This is a genomic window from Stenotrophomonas sp. 22LJNL06-5-1, assembly GCF_056861455.1.
On sequence record NZ_JBSPUE010000002.1, the window covers coordinates 302753 to 324789 of the forward strand.

At 68.1% G+C, this 22037-nt stretch carries 8 protein-coding genes; all 8 read right to left on the reverse strand.

Annotated elements, in window-relative coordinates:
* Positions 1 to 364: 364 nt before the first annotated feature.
* A complete protein-coding gene (locus tag AC13GF_RS07060; protein ID WP_483004115.1) occupies positions 365 to 12757 on the reverse strand; it encodes a filamentous haemagglutinin family protein in 12393 nt (4130 codons plus the stop codon).
* Between the two features lie 206 nt (positions 12758 to 12963).
* Positions 12964 to 14154, reverse strand: coding sequence for a substrate-binding domain-containing protein (locus AC13GF_RS07065; RefSeq protein ID WP_483004116.1), 1191 nt, complete (start codon positions 14152 to 14154; stop codon positions 12964 to 12966).
* Between the two features lie 271 nt (positions 14155 to 14425).
* Positions 14426 to 15625 carry a type II secretion system inner membrane protein GspF gene (gspF, locus tag AC13GF_RS07070; protein ID WP_483004117.1) on the reverse strand — a complete coding sequence of 400 codons (1200 nt, stop codon included), beginning with the start codon at positions 15623 to 15625 and terminating at the stop codon, positions 14426 to 14428.
* Between the two features lie 7 nt (positions 15626 to 15632).
* Complete coding sequence (gspE, locus tag AC13GF_RS07075; protein ID WP_483004118.1) at positions 15633 to 17066, reverse strand: type II secretion system ATPase GspE; 1434 nt, start codon at positions 17064 to 17066, stop codon at positions 15633 to 15635.
* Entirely contained in the window at positions 17063 to 19444 is a 2382-nt protein-coding gene (gene gspD, locus AC13GF_RS07080) for a type II secretion system secretin GspD (protein WP_483004119.1), read from the reverse strand. Before gspD ends, gspE begins: the two co-directional genes overlap by 4 nt.
* Positions 19441 to 19968 (reverse strand): type II secretion system protein GspM, encoded by a 528-nt coding sequence (gspM, locus tag AC13GF_RS07085; protein WP_483004120.1) that lies wholly within the window; start codon positions 19966 to 19968, stop codon positions 19441 to 19443. The genes gspD and gspM overlap by 4 nt, the downstream gene beginning before the upstream one ends.
* Complete coding sequence (gene gspL, locus AC13GF_RS07090; protein ID WP_483004121.1) at positions 19965 to 21128, reverse strand: type II secretion system protein GspL; 1164 nt, start codon at positions 21126 to 21128, stop codon at positions 19965 to 19967. The genes gspM and gspL overlap by 4 nt, the downstream gene beginning before the upstream one ends.
* Positions 21125 to 22030: a type II secretion system minor pseudopilin GspK gene (gene gspK / locus AC13GF_RS07095; RefSeq protein ID WP_483004122.1), complete on the reverse strand. Its 906-nt coding sequence runs from the start codon at positions 22028 to 22030 to the stop codon at positions 21125 to 21127. Before gspK ends, gspL begins: the two co-directional genes overlap by 4 nt.
* Positions 22031 to 22037: the final 7 nt, after the last annotated feature.

Genomic DNA, 22037 nt, shown 5'->3' on the forward strand with positions numbered 1-22037 from the left:
CCATCCACGCATGGCGTGGATCTACTGCCGAGCGGCGCCTGCTGCCACGCCTTCTCTGGTGGGTGCCGACCTTGGTCGGCACTGAAGCTGGCCAAGCCATCGACGCATGGCGTGGATCTACTGCCAACCAAGGTCGGTTATCTACCGTGACACATTCGCGCGTCGCTCCTGCCGCCGGGCGCTCTCCTGCACCCGGCGGCGCTGTGTCGGTGGTCCTCACCGCTGATAGCCGCTCCCTGCCCTCCGTGCCGTCCTGGCTGGGGCCGCCACCGCTCCCTGGCGGCTGGCCCGATGCTGCAGCCCGATGCGGTGCACCGGGCAATGCTTGCCGACCAAGGTCGGCACCTACCGGGGCATGCAATGCCTATCGGCGCTGCGTGCCCTCGTCGCGACTTGCCTGCGGGAACTGGAAGACGCTGTTGGCGTCGTAGCCGCTGTTGGCAGTAGTACCGCGTGCCGGCGGCGCAATGCTGCTGGTGCCACTGCCGAAACCGAGGATCTGCACGCTGATCACCGACGGCTGGTTGCGCCGTGCATCGTCCTGGCTCTTGCGCATCACATCCTGTGCCGCCTGGCTGGCGCTGTTCGCTGCCGCACTGGCCGAAGCCAGCGCATTCACGTTGACCGTGGCCAGCACCGGCAGGCCCTTGCTCTCGCCCTGCACCTGGATGTTGGCCGCGTTCAGCACCTGCAGTGCGGCCAGGTTGATGTTGCCCGAGACACGGATGCCAGCCTCGCCCGCGTCGATGGTGCCCAGCGGCGCGATCAGGTCGACGTCGCCCGGCGGCACTTCGGCAATGGGGTTCAACGTTGCGATGCCTGCACCACTGGCCGGGGCCTGCGGCGACAAGATCACATTGCCCCAGCCGTCATAGACGCGACGCGGTGGCGTGTACAGCAAGGTGGTCTGCGAACCGCGACCGGCATTGATGTCGCCCTGCTCCGACCAGGCCAGGATGTCACCGCCGAACGTCGTCATCACCCGCGACAAGCCCAGCAGCACGCTGTCCTGGCTGAACAGCCGGATGTCACCCTGCCCCTGGGTCACCAGCCCGGCACTGGCCGGTGGCACCACGCCCTGCACACCCACCACGATCTGTCCGCCCGGTGCCATCAGCTCGATGTTGCCGCCGGCTTCGGTACGCACGCCGGAGCCGCCATACATCAGGATATCGCCGGTGCGTTGGATCGTCGCACCCGCTGCATCCTTGTCCGGCATCAGCGTGGCGATGGCCTCGCGGCCGCGCAGGTAAGAACCAACGCGTGGCCCATTCCGATCGTTGTACTCGCGGCCACCTTCGCGCAGCTCAGCGTAGTAGACCTGGCGCAGGAAGATCCGTTGCTGTTCGCTCGGCAACCGGTCGAACGCCGCCAGCGCCTCGGCGCCGTCGGCGGCCAGGCCGAAGCGCTGCTGCAGCCACTGCTTCAACTCCTTGTCATAGATCTTCACCGCCTTGCCGGGCTGCGCAGCCAACGCCTGCGAGGGATCGGCGAGGTTGGCCGGATCCAGGTAGTGCGTGCGCAGTGCATCGAAATCAATGCCCTGGTTGCCGGCAGTCACTGCGATGCTGGCGCCGGGACGGGCATCGCCTTGCACGACGCCGCCCAGGCTCACGATGCTTCCGGCCTCTTCCTGGCGAAGCTGCCGGCCCGCACTCACTTCCACGTTGCCGGGGCCGGCCACCGTCAGGTTGCTGCGGATGATGTCCCGGCCCGCTTCGATCCCGCTGATATCGGTGCCGCTGGTGTTGAGCGCGGTGACATCCGCGCCGATCACATCGCGACCGGCGCGCAGCTGTACCGCCGAGCCCGCTTCGTACCAGTCGAATACGGTACGCGCGCCGTTCTCGGCATTGCGCGACAGTTGCCGCCTGTCGCCGCTTCCCAGCCCGATGATATCGCCGGCCACTGCATAGAACCGGCTGGCCACGGTCGGTGTGGTTGGCAACAGCACGCCGAGCGCGGTATTGGGACCGAAGGCAAAGTACGGCAGCGTAGTGCCAGGACTGGCGCCGTTCCCGTCCGCGGGTACATTGCTGCGCACGGTTCCCGCGTTTCCGGGGCCTTGCGCGATGAAGCCGGGATTGAATGGGCCGGGGACACGGGCATCACTGCTTGAGCGCACAATCTGAGTGGCCCGGTCGGTAGCCAGGATCGATCCTCCCGCCAATACCTCCAGCCGACCCGACGCCGAGGGCGCCAGCACGATGACGTCCTGGGCATCGGGCACGCTGCCACTGCGCAGACTGGCGAGATTTATGTTCCCGGAGGCCGCGATGGCCGTGAACCGGGAGGGATACAACCAGTAGTTGAGATAGGCATCGCCATTGCTGGGGTTGATCCTGATCACCTCCCTACCCTGGTTGCTGCCGGTCGTGTGCTGCGTGCCAACCAGTCCCGGCGAGAGATTTCCGCCTGCGGAGAACAGGTCGAGCGCGGTGCGCGGCGTCCACAGCGAGAACCAGCTTGTGCCCGACGCGTGGCCGCCCCCTTCCAGCAGGATATCGTTGAAATTGGCCACGGGAACCCGGCCGGGATCGGCGGCACTACCCAGTACCACATCGCCGCGCGCCTGCACCTGGGCGGTGGAATCGCCCAGCACCAGCACCGGCCCGGCCATCGCAACGGGTGCGTCGGCCACGAACGGATTGTTCAGGCCCAACGTGCCGTAGCTGCTTTGTATCGCGCTGAGACCGCCGATGCGCGCCGCTTGCAGCAGCGTGCTGCCGCGTAGATTGGTCACGGTGCCGTTGAGATCCAGATCCTGCTGGAAACCTTCGGGCTGCTGCGCGCTTGCGCGCAGGCCCGGGTTGACCGCTCCGCCGCTTCGCAGCGTCAGGTCTCCGCCCCCCGTCAGATGCAATTCACCGTTGCTGACGCGTCCGGTCGACCCGACCGCCGCGACGATCGCGCTGGAATGGGGCGCCGTCAACAATCCCAGAGCATTGCCCATCGGCGCGATCACGCCCGAGTGGCGGCCTGCTTCCAGGGACAGATTGCCGCCGCCCAGCGTGCCGAAACCGGTAAAGCCGACCAGGCGAGGCGTCGCATCCAGCTCAGGGCCCACCGTGCTGTAGGTACCGAAATTGATCCACCAGCTGGTTGCGCTCTGCACTACACCAGCGGTCGTGCCCGATCCCTGGCGCCACAACCAGTTGCCCACCGCGGCGCTGGAATGCCCGGCCTGGTCGCGCTGCGGCGTGCCCGCCTCTGCGCGCGCGCTCCAGGTATCACCGGTGATATCGCGGCCCGCTTGCACGTGCAGATTGCCACCCTGGTCGGGGTACCACGCCTGGTAAGTGGCGATGGCGGCATCGTAGCGGCCGGACGCCTGGACCGGGCCCAGCAGCGCGGTGTTCCTGGGCACTGGGGCCCGCCCCGGGTTGAACTGCGTGTCACGGCCATCACCCAGCGCCGTCGGCGCACCTGCGGTGTACACACCGAAACCGGACTTCATGCGCACATCCTGCGCGGCCAGCAGCGTCAGATCTCCCTTGCCGGTTCGCAGCACGCTCCAGGCGGGAGCGCCCAGGCGCTTGCCGTAGGTGGTCACCTCGGTCAGCGTGCCACCGCCATAGCAGTAGCCCATTGCCGCGCAGATCTCTTCCTCCGACATGCCCATCTCGGCGCCCAGTTCCGTAGCCGGGCGGCCGACCCAGGATTCATCGCCCCACCATGCCAGCGAGCCTTCCTTGTCGACCAGGCGCGGGGCCGGACCGCAGTAGGGTCCGGAATCACAGACATCGCTCTCGGTCATGCCAAGCTCCCGAGCGAGATCCGCTACGGGCTTTCCGGCCCACGATTCATCGCCCCATAGATTCAGCGAGCCATCCACGGTGATCACGCGGTCGCCCTTCCATTCGGTCGTCGTGGTCACCGTCCCGATGGTGCTGTAGTGGCTGTCGGCCAGCACGATGCTGCCGTCACTTCCCCAGCTGCGGGTACGCGGATCGGCAGCGGTCGTATCGGCACCGGCCACTGCAGTCAGATCCCACGAGGTGGTGCCTTCGGGCAGCATCGCCGCCAGCGCCCAGTTGCGTCCCTGGCGCCCGCTGGCGTCGGCAGGCCGCAGTTTCACCGGCGCATCGCCGGCCAGCTCCACCTTGGTCATCGACGGGATGATCGCGCCGGCATGCAGGTCCAGCGCGCCTGACAGCTTCATCGCCATCGGCAGCGCGACGCCGGCCGGCCACACCTGTGCGGCCACCGGCGCCGACGCGCGCAGCCGGAAGCCGGCGCCCAGGCGCGCACCCGCCTGCAACGTCAATGCCTGGGCCAGCACGGTTCCAGCCGCTACCACCTCGCCACCCGCCGTCGTCACTGCTGCGCCCAGCACGGTGCCGGCCGGCAGCAGCAGCGGTCCCGACAACCGCATTTCCGCGGGCAGCACGGTTCCGGCCGGCAGGGTCACGGCCTCGAAGGGCAGTGCATAGTTCAGCGTCGCGCCAGCACGGAATTCGGTGCCGCGCTGCAGCTGTACACCTTCGCCGGGCACGACCAGGTCGCCACCGAACGCCGTGTTGGGCGTACCGGCACTGCGCCCTTCCAGCAGCACCCAGCCGTCCTCATCGGGATTGGCAGGCGGCGGCGCGAATCCATCGTTGATGCTGCCGTAGACGTTGATATCGCCTTCGGCGCGCAGCACCAGCGCTGCCGATTCACCAAAGCCACGGCGCGCTGGATCGGTCCGGTTCGACTGCGGTCCGTAGCGGTAGCCGGACAGATCGATATCGCCGGCCACGACCAGATCGCCACGCGGGTTGTCACTGCTGGTCCGCGCCACGATCTGCACGCCGGGGCGCAGGCGGTAGCTGCCCAGGGCAGCAGTGCGCTGCTGCAATCCTGCATTGGCCAGCGCGGCGTTCATCCATTGGCTGTTGTCCGGGTCCACTACCGTATCCAGCCACTGCTGGTTGATCACCTGCGGACGATGGCCATGCACGTCCGGAGCGCTGGCCAGCGGCGCCGAATCATAGCTGCGGAAGGCGTTGACCTGGAGGTCGGCGGCACCGGCGATACGGATGCCGCTGGCCACGTCGATCGCGGCGTCGTTGCTGCCCATGCGTGGCACGTTGAGCTTGACGCTGCCGCGTGCGCGGCCATCGTTCTGACCCGGGCTGCTACCCGTGGCCACCGAGGTGCCGGCGCGCAGGTCCATCGATGAGATCGCGCCCAGCTGCAGGCTGCCACTGGCCGAGGTCAGTTCGATCATGGCTCGGTTCGGACTGTCGATGATCTTGCCGTAGCTGTCCACGCGCAGTCCGCTTCCGTGCGCATCCAGCGCCCCGTCCACGCGCAGCAGATCGCGGGCGGAGAGACGGATGCTGCCGACCTGCTCACCACTGGCATCGATGCGGCCGTTTACCTGCAGGCTGCCCCCATCGACGCTGATATCAACGTTGCGTGCCTTCACTTCATCGCCGATCACCAGGTCGCCTTCGCTCAACTGGAAGGTCCGGCCACCGGTAATGCCACCGGCGGTAAGCCGGGTGTTCAGGCCGGAGAAGTCCTGCAACTGGCGTGCACGCACTACCAGCTCGCCGCCGTCGTAGGGCACTTCACTGCCACCGGCGTCGTAGCGGCCGCTGGCTCCGCCAAGCAACGTACCTGCCAGATCCACACGGCCGCCCTGCGGGCCCAGCGCAGCGACCGTCAAGCGGCCGCCGCGGTTGTTGCGGGCGGAAAGATCGATGCGCGACGCCGCGTCGGCAACGATGTCACCGTCACGGCTCGACAGCGCTACGTCGCCGCCCCAGCTGTACTTGTCCACGTCGAACAGGCTTACCTTCCGCCCCGCCATGTCCAGCATTGCATTGCTGCCAAGCGCCACGCCCTGGCGGGCATTGGCTTCGAACCGGCCGGACGCCAGCGCCACCCGGCTGTCGATCACAACGCGTTCGGCCGTGATGGACAACTCCGCACCCAACGCATCGCTGCCCGCGGTTGCCGCAGCACCGCGCACCTGCACCGTACCGCCATTGCGGATTGCCAGCTGCGCGCCCGCGCTGCCGGTCAGCAGCGGGGTAACGATATCCAGCGCGCCGCCGCTGAACTGCCAGCCGCTGCCTGCCAGATAGCCGCCCTGCTGCTGGAACACATCGAGGCTGCCCTTGCCCGAGAACAGCATGCGCTCCGACGCTGCCAGGGTAACGCCGGCAAAGCCGAGCACCTGGCGACCGGCCGCCACAGACGAGTTGGGGCGGGTGAACGGCGCACGCCCCAGCTCCAGCACCCGTGTATTGATCTCCAGCTGCCCTTGGCCGAGCCGGCCCACCATCGCCTCGCCGGGCGGTTGTGCCAGCTCGCCGCCGGGCAGGTCGGTGCCGGCCAATGTCCCATCCCAGACCAGCGTGTCGGCGAAGATGCGCGCGCGGTCGGTGGCGGCAGCATAGCCGTGGATGGCCGGCGCACCCAGCACCAGATTGCGCAGGCTGCTGCGACCGGTCACGCCATCGCGCGTATCCAGGTCGACACTGCCGAACACGTTGATGGCATCACGCGCGGTCAGGCTGAGCGCCTCCAGTGCGGGAGCGCCGATGGCGGTGTTTCCGCGCAGCAACCGCTGCAGCACCTCCTGGTTCATGGTCATGCCCGTGGGCAGGCCGCCGGCCGCCGACGCCACCGCAATGGCCTCGGTGCTGCCCAGGTTGAGTGCGGACATGCCCAGGCCGAGCTGGCGCGTGCCGTAGCTCAGCGAGTCACCCATGTTCAAGGCGCCGTCGGTGACCACGTTGATGCTGCCCGCCGACAGCAACCGGGTCTGCCCGCTGCAGTCCGCCTCGCAACCGCCGATGTCGATCGCTACCGGCCCGCCGGCACTTCCGCCCTGTGCGCTGAGCGCCGTCAGGCGCTGGTTGGACACGGCAAGCAGGCCGCCCGCGACCAAGTAGGGCGCCGCGGGCTGCGCCACGCTCGACGGGCCCGACTGGGACAGCGTGTCGATCGAAGCGCCCTGCTCGACCAGGATTCCCTTGCCCCCGAACGCAGCCGACAGCAGCACTTCCTGCGCCGTCAGGTTGACGCCGTTGCGCACCACGATGTGCTGTGCGCCGCCCTCCAGCGCATAGGTGGTTGCATCGCGCCGCAGCGTGCCGCCGATCAGCATCGTTACCGGACGGAATGCATTGAGCGTGGTATCGGAAACGGTAGCGCCGCGTCCGCTGTCGGCATCGGCGCCCTCGCTGGCGATCTCCAGCGTTGCGCCATTGGAGACACGCAGATTGACCGAGAGCGTGCCGCCGAGCCCGTCACTGCTGCCGGCGCCAAAGCGGGACAAGCCGTGGAAGGTTGCCGCCGGGGTACCCGACCGTCCCGCGCCTTCACCGAACACCAGGCTGAGGCTTCCGGCATCCACCGTCCGCCAGCGCAGCGCTTCGCCACGCCGCTCGGCCACGCCCTGCACGAACGCGTTGTAGGAGGTTTCGTTGTAGCCGGCGTGGCGGCGAACCGCTTCCGCCGGGGTCAGCACCAGGTCGGTGAGCAACGGCGACACCGCCCCGCCCAGGCCCTGCGCGCGGTGCCCGCTGACGCGCCAGGAGCCGGTGCCGGTCGCCACCGGCGAGACGTTACCCTGCGCGCTCTCGGCGCCGATCTCGACGCGGAATGCTCCCTTCTGCAATGCGTAGTTCGCCGGCAGCAACGTGTAGGTTCCCGCCGGGAGCCCAGGCACGCCGTCCGGAATGACGATCTCTTGGCCGACACGGGGATCGACGCTGCCGTCACCGGTCGCCAGCGGCGCCTGCACGTCCGCTCGGCCCGGCACGATTGCGTAGACCGCATTGCCCGCGCGACTGAAGCCATAGCGTGGATTGGCATCGGCCAACGAATGCCGCAGGACATCCACCGAGCCACCGCGCCCGGCGACGAACGCAGCGCCGGTCAACTCACCTCCACCGGAGACATCCACGATGCTGCCTGCGGCACCGTTGAAGGTGTTGGCGACGATGTCCACACCGATCGGGGCATCGATCGATCCAGGAACCAGCACATCGAACTCGGCGCCGTTCCGGCGCCATGTCACACCGTCCACGGTACCGCCAAACGGAAGCGCCAGGCCGGCGCCACTGACCGAGGTCACGCTGCCGCCCAGCAGGTCGACGCGGCTGGCGCGATTGGTGTTTCTTTCACCGCCACCCAGTTGGACGCGGCCCCACGGCGCCTGCACGTTGCCGCCCTGCACCACCGTCGCCGCGACCAGTTCCAGGCGGCCGAATGCCGAATCCGGTGCCGGTTGCGTGGCACTGCCAACGCCGTGGATGCGCAATACAGCTTCCGGGTTCTGCCAGGCAGGCTGTCCCGACGGACCGATGTCCGCAACGCCAGCGACGATGCGCCCGCGCGCCCGGGCCGCCGGGTACAGACGGGCTGCACTGATATCGATCGAACCCGGGGACGACAACGAAGTTTCCTGGGCGCTACTGGCTCCCGGTGCCAGCAGGCGGATGTCGCCACGGCTGTCCAGGTTGATCTGGTCGAAGCCCGCCAGCCAGGTAACGTCGCGCAGGTCGATCAGGTTCGCCTTCACATCGAAACGATGTTGCTTCCCTTCGTCGAACCGCGCCTCGACCGGCCGCAGCGTGCCCTCCCCCGCCGGCTGCCACCAGCGTCCCTGCGCAAGGCGCACGTAGGGCGCGCTCAGCAACAGGCGGCTGCCCTCGCTGTTGCCTTCCGCAAACCCCAGGGCGCGCTCATTCATGCCATGGATGCGCAGGCTCTGGTCCATGCGCAGATTGACATCTCCCTGGGCGCGGATGTCGCCGAACAGGGCCAGGTGATCGAAACCACCGGCCTCGATCTGCCCCACCGACAGAGCCGCGTGGCCGTACTCAAGGCGTGCAGGCAGGTCCGCCGTCTGCGCGGCGTGCTGGGTCAACGAGATCACCCGCGGTGCCAGCACGTCCTTGCCCACTGCTGTTCTGCCGTAGGTGCCACCACCGAAGGCGACGCCAAGGGTGCCACCACGCGCGCCGTCGCCGCCCGCCGCCGCGTCCAGTTCGCCGTGCAGGTACAGCGCATTGCCCGCGCGCAGTACGATGCTGCCGCCGTCGCTGTCCACCCGGGTGCGCCCGCTGCCATCAATGTCCAGCAGCGCCGAAGCACCGGACGCGTCCAGCCGCGCACCGCGCTCCACCACCACGAAGGTATCGGGCGGCAGGTGGCGTACGTTGTCCTGGTCTTCCCAGTCCAGCGCCCCCCCGATCTCGATCGTTCCACCCTTGCGCACCTGTCCGCGCAATGTCCGGCGCGCGTCGGGCAGGGAAACGCTATCGCCACTTACGTCAAGCAGTGCGCCTTCAGCGATTGTCCACTGGCGCTCGCGGCGTGCATCGCCGCGTACGCCCGACGGATCGAATGCCTCGTCCAGGCGGATGCGGCCGCCGGCCGCCTTCAGACCGCCAGCCACGTCCAGGTTGCCGGCGCTGAACAGTTCGATCGACTGGCCGGCATCGACCTCGATCCTTGCACCCTTGCCAACGCGCAGATCAGCCGTGGACAGCAGATGCCCTGCGCGCAGTGCCAAACTCGCGCCGCCGCGCTGAGATACACGCCCGCTGGCCGGATCCGCCTCATACAGCGACGGCGTCCAGGCCTGAACGCCCTGCTCGCGGGCCAGTGCCTGCTGTGCGCCCTCGGCCAGGCGCAGCGCCGGTCGTTCCACCTGCAGCTGGGTACCTTCTTCAACCGTCAAACCGTTGTGACCGGCGATGTCATAGCCGGCGAAGCCACTCCTGAACAGTGCTGACTGCAATCGCAACGACGACGCCGATGCATCCGTGCCAGGCGCGCCGATGGACACTGCACCGCCTGTTGCCAACGTGAAGTTGCCGCTGCCATTGCCGAGCGCGCTGAAGCGTGCGTCCTCGCCGATACGGATCCGTCCGCTGCCGTCAGTGCCAACCTCAGTGCTGGCCGCGAGCAGACTGACACTGCCACCCTTGCCTACGCGCCCCTTGCCACTGGCATCGATCGCGCCGCCGCCATCGACCAGAATCGCGGCCCGCTCGCCCACATGGATGTCGTGGCTGCTGTTGAAGCGCACCTGTCCGCCGTCGATCCACGCCTGTGCGGGACCGCCATCCGGCGCAGCAAGCGCGTTGCCCCAACCGCCGCCAAGATCGATCCGTGCGCCGGTCGCAACATCCACCGCACCACGTCCGGACGTCAGCAATGCCGTGGGCCCGCCAAGCGCCGCAAGCAGATTTCCGGCTTCCACCTGCCCGCCGGCAATCTGCACCGTTCCACCAAAGTTGACGCGGCTTGCGGTGAGTCCAAGCCGGCCGCCCTGCTGCAACCTGAGCGTGCCATCGAGGTCGATACGACCGGCCGAAGCGAGGTCCACCTGCCCCCATCGCTGGGCGCTCAGCACCTCACTGTCCAACCACACGGTATTGCGCTGTGCTTCCCCGACTGGCGCCTGCAGCGTCCACGGCCGGGTGTCGGCCTGGAGCGCTCCAATGCGGACATTCGAGTCGAACACCGCGCTGCGCCCGGTGTTGTCAAAACGCCCGAGCCAGAGCTGGGCATTGCGGGCCGCCGCCGTCTGTGCCTGCGCGTAGCCCTCCTGCTCCTGATCGGGCCGGCGCGTCTGCTGTGCGCCCTGGAAGGCCACCGTATCCACCTGGCCCTGCAGAACGGCCGTGGGCGCCGAGATCAACAGGCGGCCAGCATCGCGTCCCACGGTATAGCCATTGTCGAAACGCTGGGTGGGTGCCACCAGCGGATTGCGGAACGATTCGGTCACCCCCCACCGTTCCTGCTTCACTTCATAGCCCTGGTACAGACCGTCGTACAGCATCTCGGCCGGTGCATCATCAAGCCGGTACAACTGCCCGTCGCGGCCCCGCAGCCAGCTCTGCTGCACCACGCCGGACTGCACATCCAGGCTGCCACCGGCCAGATTGATGCGCGAACCGGCATGGCTGACCACTTCCTTGCCTGCCAGCTGGACGGTGCCGCCCTGCGCCGCCCATTCGCTGATCGAATGCCCCTGATTGTCCAGGTAGCCACCCACTTCCAGCAGGCCGCCGCCGGCATACCAGCGCGTGCCTTCATAACCGCCGGTACCGGCGGCAACTTCGGTCAACTGGCGGCGGTCGATCCACACCTCGCTGCTGATCAGCTTGCCGCTGTCACGGTTGTCCGGCGAATCGCGCAACTCATTGCCCTGCACCTTCACCTTGACGTTGTTGCTTTCCATCGCCACCTGCACACCCACCGCACCGGAGACGTCCACGCGCGCGCCATCATCCAGATAGCTGCGCCGGCGGGCGTCGGCGATCACCTGGCCGCCGGTGGCCACCGCCAGCGAGCCGGCCTGGAAGTTCACATCGCCGCCGGAGACGACTTCGATGCGGGATTGCTCACGGCGGTCCTGCAGGCGCGAGAGATTGTCGAAGGTGCCACTGTTGCTGGAACCGCGCAGCTTGTCCTGCTCGGCCGATTCCTTGATGAGCGCGTTGCGCTGGCTGTCCAGCGCCGTGCTCTTGCCATCGTCTTCCAGCAGTACTGCCGTGGTCGAGCCGTCGGCCAGGGTCACGCTGCCGGCCGCATCGGACGCCGAGTTCAACAGGTGCACCGTACCGCGCTGGTTCAACGTGGTGGTAGCAACGGCCACTCCGGCCTGCTCGACGGTGCGGCCGGCCAGCGTGACATCGCCTTCGCGCGCCTGGATCAGACCACTGTTGCGAACACTGCCCGCCGTGCTGTCAGCGACGAAGCGCGGGGCAATCTCATTGCCGCGGGTGGTGGACGCGGTGTTCTGGGCGGTTCCCATGCCGCGACGGATCACGAAACTGTCACCGGCGGCCAGCTGGGTCTGTCCCTTGCGGGTTTCAATCTGGCCCGCGTTCTCCACGCTGTGCCCAGCCAGCAGCACATAGCCACCGCCCCGCGTTGCCGTGGTCGGTTCGTGCGTGGTGATGCGTGCACCGCGTTCGACCATGACTTTGCCCACGGCGTCGGTCAGCGCCGAGGTGTTCGCGTCGGCACTGTACAGACCCTGCTCACGGAACTGCGCGTCGCTGATGCGCGCGGCCGCCGCCACCAGGTTGCGGACATTGACCTGGCTGTTGTTGCCGAACACCACACCGTTGCGGTTGGCCACGAACACCGTGCCATTGGCCTTCAGCTGGCCAAGGATCTGGCTGGGCGTTGCGGCGGGATCATTGACCCGGTTCAACACGGCCCAGTCGGGGTTCTGCAGGAAATTCAGTGTGGTGTTGCCACCAATGTTGAAGGTTTCCCAGTTCAGGATCGCCTGGTCGGCGGTCTGCTCGATGTTGACCAGCACCCGCCCGTCGGCGGCCTGCGACTGGATCGCCTCGCGGGCGTTGATCCAGCCGCGGGTCAGCGGATTCTCGTCGACCTTCAGGCCATCCTTGCCTAGGCCATCGGCGATCACGAAGCCCGCCTCGCGGCGCGCCTGCCGTGCCTGTTCCTGCAGGCGCTGCTGCAGGGCGATGGCCTGCGCGGCCGTACCAAGGTTGTCGATCGACTGCTGCAGCTTCTGCCGTGCCGCATCCTGCTGCTGCGCGGGTAGCTGGAACTGGATCGGCACGCCATTGGGCATGCGCCCGCTCTGTGCCGCCGCGCCCTGCGCCGCACCGCGCTCGGCGAACCAGCCGGGGCTGAACGCCTGTTGGGCCTGAGTGGCCGGAGCCACCACGCTGCCCAGGGCCACGGCGACGGCCCAGGCCATCGGGTGGCTGCGCCACAGGGCAGCAGGGAAACGGGCGGTGGGCGAATGCGGGTGCGACATCGGGGACCTCGTCAACCTGATGGGCCGCGTCGGCGGCGGCGTGTGTACGGATGGGCCTGCGCGAGGCACGCCCTGCACCTCATAGACGGTGGCGGCGGCGTGAAGACGACAGGCGCATCACGGTCATGCAGCGGACATACGCAGAAGGCGCCGGCATTGCTGCCGGCGCCCTTGTGCGTTTCCTGCAACTACCAAAGCAATCGCAGTTACAGCGGACGGCCGATGCCCGAGCAGGTGCTGGGGTTGTTCACGGCACCGGCGTTGGTGGCGGTCGCAAAGCGGGTGCGGATCGCATCACGCCAGGCCTTGGTCAGCGGGATGAACTTGTGCGCGCGAATGGCGGCGTCGTTCGGGCCCTGCTCCACGCCGTTGATCACCGTGCTGCCGTAGTGGCGGGTCAGGAAGCCGCGGATGTTGGCGCCCACGGTGCCGTTCTTGTAGCACTGGCCGAACACGAAGTTGGTGTAGCCCGCGATCGGGTAGCCCGCGTTCGGGTTGCCGAACACCGGCACCCAGTTCGCCGGGTTCTCAGCGGCGGCATCGATCGGCGGAGCGACGGTTTCCAGAGTCGCCTGCACGCTCACTTCGTCCGGCGAGAAACCCTTGACCTTGGCGACCTTGGTGGCATCGGTCAGGCTCGGGATGACGTCCGGGCCGACGTAGCCGACGCGGCCGTCAACGGCATAGACAGCGTTGTACAGCGCGGTGCCGCCGGTGGCCGGGGCAGCGACGAAGTTCGACGGAACCGTGGTGAACAGGTTGGCGAAGGTCGACTGCACCGAGAATGCCGGCACGCCATTGGTCAGCTTCAGCGCGGTACCGGAGACGTCGGCCGGTTTGCAGGCGCTGGTCAGGAAGCGGGCCAGCAGCTCGGTGGTACCGCTGCTCTCGCCACGGTAGACCACCTGGATGGCACCGCTGCGGGCGCTGTCGATGCTCGACCAGTTGGTGATCTTGCCGGAGAAGATGCCGCAGATCTGGGTCACCGACAGGTCAACGGCCGAACCGGCCTTGTTGAACGGAATCGTGACCGAGGTGGCCACCGACGGGATCTGCACCAGGGCGCCGTAGCGGTTTGCATCGCCGGACACGTTGTAGGTGCTGTTGTAGGTGTTCAGCTCGGTGCTGCTCAGCACCGAATCGCTACCGGCGAAGTGCACGGTGCCGGTGGTGGAGAACAGCGCCGAGTTGTTTTCCAGGAAGGCCTTCTTGCCGGTGCCCGACCCGGTCACGGCGTAGCTGAAGTTGGCCGGCAGGATGCTGTCGGCCGAACCCTTGTAGAGGTCGGCCGGCAGCGAGGCGCCGCCACCGGTGACGGCAGTCTGCGCCGAAGCGGCACCGGCGGTGGCGAGCAGCGCGGTAGCAACCAGCGCGGCCAGGGTCTTGTACTTGTTCATGATCTTCTCCTGAAGGGTTTACTGCGAAGGGAAACACCAAGGGAGGAACGGTCACTACACGCCTGCTGCCGCCGAGGGCCTCCCAGCCCACTCTGCGGCGACGTGCCCATGCTGGTCTGCGCCGATGACAGGCCGCTTAAGAAACCTGTGGAAGATCGAAAAAAGGTGTGGAGGATTGTGTGGAGAAATCTAGGTCTCAGTAGATCCACGCCATGCGTGGATGCGCCGCCCAGGGTGCGCGTCGGTTGATCCATCCACGCATGGCGTGGATCTACTGCACCAGCTGATTCATTTCCATGATCGGCATCAGCACCGCCAGTACGATCGTCAGCACCACGCCACCCATCACCAGGATCATGGTCGGCTCCAGCAACGCAGTCAGTGCCATCGCGCGACGCTCGATCTCGCGCGAGATCGTCTGCGCGGCGCGATCCAGCAGCGGCGCCAGCGAACCGGTCTTCTCGCCACTGGCCACCAGATGCACCAGGATTGGCGGATACACCTTCTGCACCTTCAGCGCAGAGCCAAGCGCGGCACCTTCGCGCACGCGCGCGGACACATCATCTGCACAACGCGCCAGCAACGCATTGCCCAGGGTCTGCCGTGCGGCCTCCAGTGCGCGCAACAGCGGCACGCCCGCATCCAGCAGGATCGCCAATGTCGAGGCGAAGCGCGCGCTGTTCACGCCCAGCACGAAGCGCCCGACCATCGGGACCCGCAGCAGCATCGCGTCCCATCGCAGGCGCAGCTCGGGCTTGCGCAGGGCCAACCGCCATGCCACCACCAGCGCAGCGATGCCGAGACCCATCCACATGCCCCAGCTGCGCACGAACGCGCTGGCGGCCAGCATCACCTGGGTCAGCATCGGCAGCGTCTGCCGCGCCTGCACGAACGCGGTCACCACCTGCGGCACCACGTAGCTGAGCAGGAATATCACGATCGCCACCGATACCAGGCTGATCGCCGCTGGATAGATGAAGGCGGTCAGCACCTTGGCCTGCAGCGCATTACGTTCTTCGATGTAGTCGGCCAGGCGCTCCATCACCCGTGCCAGATCGCCGGAGTCTTCGCCTGCTCCCACCAACGCCCGATAGATCGGCGGGAAATCGCGTGGCCGCGCTGCCAGCGCCACGGTCAGGCGCTGGCCAGCACGCACGTCGGCGCGTACCGCGGTGAGCGCCTGGGCCACGTGCGGGCGTTCGGCCTGCTCGATCACCGCACTCAATGCGCCTTCCAACGGCAGGCTGGCCGCCAGCAGGCTGGCCAGCTGGCGGGTGGCCCAGGCCAACTCGCTGGCGGACAACCGCCGAGCACCCCAGCCACTGCCGGCACTGCGCGCCGCGCTCACCTGCACAGGGGTCAGCCCGCGCCCGCGCAGCAGCTGGCGCGCACCGCGCGGGCTGTCGGCATCCAGCTGACCCTTCTCGATGCGGCCCTGCGCGTTGGCAGCCTGGTAGTCGAACAGTGCCATGCAGGCCTCAATCGTCGCCGGTGACGCGCAGGATCTCTTCCAGCGTGGTCACCCCGCTGTCGACCCAACGCTGGCCATCCTGCCGCAACGTCCGCATGCCGGCGCGCCGTGCCGCCTCGCGCAGCGCGGGCTCACCCTGCCCTTCATGGATCAACGCGCGCACGCGGTCGTCGACCACGAACAGCTCATGGATGCCGGTGCGCCCGCGATAGCCGCTGTTGGCGCAGGCTGCGCAGCCCACCGCACGCCATACGGTACGACCTTCGCCATCCACCTCGGCACGCCGGCACTGCGTACACAGCCGCCGCACCAGCCGCTGCGCCAGCACGCCGCGCAACGACGAGGCCAGCAGGAAGGGCTCCACGCCCATGTCGGCCAGGCGGGTCACCGCCGAGATTGCGTCGTTGGTGTGCAGCGAGGCCAGCACGCCATGCCCGGTCAGTGACGACTGCACGGCGATCTGTGCGGTTTCCAGGTCGCGGATCTCGCCGATCATGATGGTGTCCGGGTCCTGGCGCAGGATCGCGCGCAGCGCGGTACCAAAGCTCATGCCGATGCGCGCGTTGACCTGGATCTGGCCGATGCCGGCGAAGTCGTACTCCACCGGATCTTCCACGGTGAGGATGTTGCTGGTGCTGCTGTCGAGCTGGCCCAGTGCGGCATACAGCGACGTGGTCTTGCCGCTGCCGGTCGGCCCGGTGACCAGCACGATGCCGTGCGGCTGACGGATCAACCCGGTGAACGTGGCCAGAGTGTCATCGGCCATGCCCAGGCGCTGCAGCTGCAGGCGACCGGCATCCTTTTCCAGCAGGCGCAGCACGGCGCGTTCGCCATGCCCGGTCGGCACCGTGGAGACACGGATATCCAGCGGCCGCCCGCCCACGCGGATCGCGATGCGCCCGTCCTGGGGCAGGCGCTTCTCGGCAATATCCAAGTGGGCCATGATCTTGATGCGTGATACCAGCGCCGCGTGCAGTGCGCGCCGTGGCTGCACCATGTCGCGCAGCGTGCCGTCCACGCGGTAGCGCACCACCGAATGGGTCTCGAACGGCTCGATATGCAGATCGCTGGCGCCATCGCGTGCAGCCTGTGCCAGCAGTGCATTGATCATGCGGATCACCGGCGCATCGTCCTGTGCATCCAGCAGATCGGTGACCTCCGGCATGTCCTGCATCAGCCGGTCCAGATCGACTTCGCTTTCGGCGGCACCCACTACGGCAGCGGCATCGCCGCCGTCCCGGTACTGCTCACCCAATCGCTGCTGCCAGGTCGCCGCATCCAGTGCCTGGAACGGCAGTGGACCATGCCGGCGGCGCAGTTCGGCCACGGCCCACGCCGCAGTTTCCGCGGTACCCAGCAACACGGGCTCGCCGCCCGCCTCGGCCAGCATCACGCCATGGCTGCGCACCCAGGCGTACGGCAGCGGCGAGGCGGCGCTCACGGCCCGATCACCAGTTCCGGCGTGTAGCCGAGCCCGCGCAGCTGCTGCAGTGCCGGGTCCAGCGTCGCCGGATCGCGTGGCAATCGCACGCGCAGGCGCTGCCCGCTGTCGCCGGGCGTCGCTTCGGCATAGGCCTGCAGGCCCAGTGCCCGCACCTGCGCCACGCCCTGGCTGGCACGCGCCGGGTCCAGCCCCTGTGCGAACTGCACCAGCTGGGCATCGCCCTCACCGGCCGGATACAACGCCGCCAGGCTGGTGTTCTGCAGCGGCTGGCCCTGTCCATCGCGCGCATTGCCCTGACCGAGCACAGACAGGTCCTGCGGTGGCAGCTGCGGCGCCGAAAGCGCGGGCAAGGCCCAGCTCTGTACCGGCTGTGCGCTGGCCTGCGCGTTGCGCATGTAGTCATAGCGGTCGCGGGTCAGGCGCTGGCCGGCGGCGGGGTCGCGCACCACGTGCGGGCGCAGGAACACCATCAGGTTGGTCTTGGAGCGCTTGCGCGTATCACTGCGGAACAGCGCCCCCAGCACCGGCAGCTTGCCCAGCCCCGGCACTGCATCACGGCCATGACTGACGTTGTCCTCCAGCAGGCCACCAAGCACCATGATCTGGCCATCGTCCAACAGCACGCTGGTATCCAGCGCACGCTTGTTGGTGATGATGCCGGCGGCACTGTTGGCACTCTGCGCATCGATGCTGCTGACTTCCTGGTAGATGTCCAGCTTCACCGTGCCGCCCTCGGAAATCTGCGGGCGTACGCGCAGCTTCAGGCCCACGTCCTCGCGCACGATGGTCTGGAACGGGTTGTTGCTGCCGCCACCACCGTCGGTCACGTAACGACCGCTGACGAACGGCACGGTCTGGCCGACCATGATGCTGGCCGCTTCGTTGTCCAGCGTCATCAGGTTCGGCGTGGACAGGATGTTCGCGCCGCCCTTGCTCTGCAGCGCGTTGGCCAGCGCCTTCATGTTGAGGATCTGACCGACACCGGGCAGGTTGATGGTGCCGTCGATCACACCGATCTTCAGGCCGTCCTTGGGCAGCACGTCCAGGGTGGTGCGCGCACCGGTATTGAGCCCGCTGCCGCCGGTGGCGCCACCGAAGTGGGTGCCACCAAAGGTGCGGCCATTGCCCAGCATCCACTGCACGCCCAGCTCTGCCGCATCGGTCTGGTTGACCTCCACGATCAGGCTTTCCACCAGCACCTGCGCACGGCGCTGGTCGAGCTGGTCGATCACACGCCGCAGGTTGCGGTACACCGGTTCCGGTGCCGAGATCAGCAGCGTGTTGGTGGCCACGTCCGCCTGCACCGAGATGCCGTTCTGGCTGAAGCCGGTGCTTCCCGCATCGATCGGGTCACGCCGGCTCGGGTCCAGACGCTGCGATTCCAGCGCATTGCCTCCGGTCTTGGCCTGCTGCGGCTGCGAAGGCTGCGTGGGCGTGGAACGGTTGGCGTCACCCGGCAGTGGCGTGATGCCTTCATTGCTGCCCATAGCTGGTGCATCGCTCTGCCCGGCCACCACGCCACGCAGCACACCGGCCAGCTGGTTGGCCTGGGCATTGCGCAGGTAGACCACATGCAGGTTGCCGGACTCGTCCTGGGCGCGGTCCAGCTTCTCCACCAGCTGCCGCGCCAGACGGGTGCGTCCGGGACTGCTGGAGCGCAGCAGCACGCTGTTGCTGCGCGGGTCGGCCATCACCACCACCTTCTGGGTGGGCTCGGCGCCCTGCGCATCCAGCAGCGGCGCGACCATCGCCGCGACGTCAACGGCAATGCCCTGCTGCAGCTTCACCACGTCGGTGTCCATGCCGGCCGGTGTATCAACGCTGGCGATCACCCGCGCGATGCGCTCCAGGTTGTCGGCATAGTCGGTGATCACCAGGGTGTTGTTTCCCGGATTGGCGGTGATCGGATTGTCCGGGCTGATCATCGGCCGCAGCACCGCCACCAGCGCGGCCGCGTTCTCGTAGCGCAGCGCGAAGGTGCGCGTGGCGACCTCGCCCCCCGCACCGCCGCTGCCAACGCGACCACCGAGCAGCTTGGCATCGGCCTGCGGCACCACCCGGCTGACGCCGCCGTTCTCGACCACGGCGAAGCCACGCATGCGCAGTGCGCCCAGCAGCAACTGGTAGGCCTGGGTACGGCTGACCGGGCCATCGGAAACCACCGTCATCTTGCCGGTCACCCGCGGGTCGACCAGGAACTGGCGGCCGGTGAAGCGCGCCGCCATGCGCAGTACTCCGCCGATATCGGTGTCGACCAGGTTCAACTGCACCGGCTCATCGCGGGTGTCCTGCGCCAGCACTGGCGCCGGTGCGTGGGCCATGCACACGATCAGGGCCAGTGCGGTACTGCAGGCAAGGCTGCGCATCGCCCTCATGGATGGGCACCCGCGGTGGCCACCATCACGATGTTTCCGGAAATCCGTGCCGCCGGCATGTTCGCATCCCCTGTGCGTGTCAGTTGCAGTTGCTGCAGCTCGATGGCCGGGTCGGCCAGTAGCGGCAGCAGCCAGTTCCATAGCGCATCCGCGGGCACCGCCTGCACCTGCAGGTGCCAGCGCCCGTCGCGCGCTTCAATATGCAGTCCGTCGGCAAGGCCGGCGGTCTTGATGCCTTCGCGCAGCCCGGCCAGTGTCGGGTGCTGGCCCTGCGCCAGCTGCTGGCGCTCACGGGCGAGCAGCAGCGGTGCCAGTAGGCGGGACTGCGCCTGCAGCCGCGGTAGCTCGGCCTGCCAGTGCGTGCGCTGCTTCAGCAGGGGCTCCAGCCACAACGACCACAGGCCCGCCACCAGCAGCGCCACCACCATCACCCACAGCATCAGCCGGTCGCGCGGTGGCAGGCGTTGCCAGCGCTGCTGCAGGCCCGTCAGCCCCTCGCCCAACCGCAGGGTGCGGGTCGTCACTGTCCAGCTCCGCTCACCCGCAGGTGTCCACCGGCTTCGCGCACCAGCTGCAGGCCCTGTGCCTGAACTGCTTGCTGCCAGTGCTCAAGCCGCTGTGGATCATCGGCCAATGCCTGGGCATCGGCATCCAGCTCCATGTCCAGCTGGCCCGGTTGGTAATGCAGGCTGCGCACCTGCCCTGCCAGCTCCGGAACCGCCTGCAGCGTGCCGGCTACCTGACGCTGCAGCGCCGGCAACGGCGGCGCCGGCAGCGGCACCGCAAGTGCTCGCCTTGCCTGCAACACCGGGTCCACCACATCGGTGATCTCCGGGAAGCGCGCGCTGAACTGCCGTGCCATGTCCTGCTGCAGCGCTTCACCCTCGATCCGCCAACGCGAGACCTGCAGCTGCAGGCCGAGTGCAGCCAGCAGCACTGCTGCCAGTGCCAGGCCGATCGCCAGTCGCGGTGCTTGCCGGCCTGCGCCGGGCAGCGGCAATGACCAGCCTGGCAAGGGGCCAGAGGTCTGCCGTTCATGCGTGACGGCGGTGGCCGGCAGGCTGCCCGGCCACGTCGGCGGCACACTATCGATCCACTGCACGGCCTGCACGCCCGCCTGTTGCAGGCGCACGGCCAGGGCCTGCATCACCGCACAGGCGTCACGTCCGCCATACCATTGAACGAACGCCCGATCGCGCCCGCTGCGCACCAGCAGGTGCTCACCGCTGACCTGCAGCGTTGCGTGGCTGTCCTGCCACGGCAGCAGCAGCGGCGTCGGATACAGCGCCTGCAGCTGCAGCGCACAGGAGGCCAGCAGTTGCTGCGCCTGCGCGATGGCCTGCTGGCCGAGCCAGGCCACCGGAACTGTGCCGTCTGCCGCCTGGGCGCCGTGGGCCAGCGCCACCTCCTGCAGGTCATCCAGCAGCATCGCCTCCACCTCACCCTGCAGCGCCGACTGCAGGCGGCGCCCGGACAACGGCGGCAGCTGCAGTTCCAGCAGGATCAGGTCGTTCGGATCGAGGCAGGCATGCACCGCGGCCTGCGGATGCCGCAGGCCCAGCGCCGCCAGCGTGTCGCGACCGTGAGCCAGCATCTGGCCCTTGTGCAGCTGCGCCCAGTCCACCGCGCTTTCGGCGCGCAGGTGCTCCAGCGCCGGCAGGCGCACCCGAAGCTGCACGTTCATGCGCCGATCCTCGTCCACACCCGTTGCACACGCACCCCATCGTCGCGGTATTCGCGCCACAACAGCGCGCGAAAATCGACCGCGCTGCCGTCAGCCTGCACCTGGCCGACGGCCAGGAACCATTCGCTATGGATACCCAGGGGAAGCACGGCCATCTGTTCGTTGCTCAGTTGGAGTCGGTTGGCGATGTCGCCGCGATTGAGCAGCCAATGGCCAGCATCGCGCTCACCGAGCAGCGCCTGCAGCCGTGCCGGCTCGACCGCAGGCGTCACCGCCCGCAGAACGCTCAGGTCGCTGGTGTTGGCATTGACCAGGGTCTGCGCCGGCAACACCACGGTGCGCCGCGCCAGCGCCTGCAACGCCACCGGATCGGCACCGGGCAGCGCCTGTTCGATCAGTGACTCGCGTGGCAGCGGCGCCTGCGCCTGGATGTCGCCGTCGCGCAGGCGTGCCTGGATGTGGTCTGCCGCGGATGCGCAGGCGCCCTGGCCCAGCCCCTGCCCGGCACACAACGCGATGAACGCGCGCCGTGCCTCGGGGTCCGGCCTGCCGTGCGCCAGCAGGTTGCGCAGGTTGAACATCGACTGCGCATCCACAAGCTGCACCTGCACCGGCAACGGCGCCTGCAGTTTAAACGGGCGCGCCCAACGCCCGCTGCGCACCGTGGTCAGCTGTTCCTTTACATCCTCACGCAACTGCTGCGCCGCACGCTCCAGCGTGGCATCCACCGCCATGCGCACCTGCGCGCGCAACTGGTCGCCGCGCAGCGCGCGCAGCTGCGCCGACTGCCGGGTCAACAGTGCAGTGGCAATCACCGCCACCAGTGCCACCACCAGCAGGGCGACAATCACCGCCATGCCACGTTGACGGGTGCACGGGACCGAACGCCTCCGGGCTGTCATCAGCACG